Consider the following 427-nt stretch of genomic DNA (forward strand, 5'->3'; position numbering starts at 1 on the left):
GGGTTCAGTTCGTGGATCTTGCGGACCGTCTCGGCGTAGAGCCAGACACCCTCGTCGGCGAGGTCGTCCCGGGCCACGCCCGTGACGGTGGCGTAGCGCAGCTGCATCGCCTGGACCGAACGGGCCACCTTGGTGGGCTCGAAAACATCCACGGGGGAGGGCTTGCCGGTGTCGATCTGGCAGAAATCGCAGCGCCGGGTGCACTCGGAGCCGCCGATCAGGAACGTCGCTTCCTTGTCTTCCCAGCATTCGAAGATGTTGGGGCAGCCGGCCTCCTCACACACGGTGTGGAGGCCTTCCTTCTTGACGAGGTTCTTGAGCTGCACGAACTCCGGGCCCATCTGGACCTTGGCCTTGATCCACTCGGGCTTACGTTCCACCGGTGTGGCCGCATTCCGCTGCTCAATGCGCAGCATCTTCCGGCCTT

The 427-nt window shown here is 64.2% G+C and carries 1 protein-coding gene; it reads right to left on the bottom strand.

Annotation, left to right across the window (positions count from 1 at the left end):
- Positions 1 to 427: lipoyl synthase (locus tag J9611_RS22920; protein ID WP_246527984.1), on the bottom strand; the 427-nt coding region annotated here is incomplete at both ends.

The sequence above is a fragment of the Pseudarthrobacter albicanus genome, from assembly GCF_018224015.1.
Classification (GTDB): domain Bacteria; phylum Actinomycetota; class Actinomycetes; order Actinomycetales; family Micrococcaceae; genus Arthrobacter; species Arthrobacter albicanus.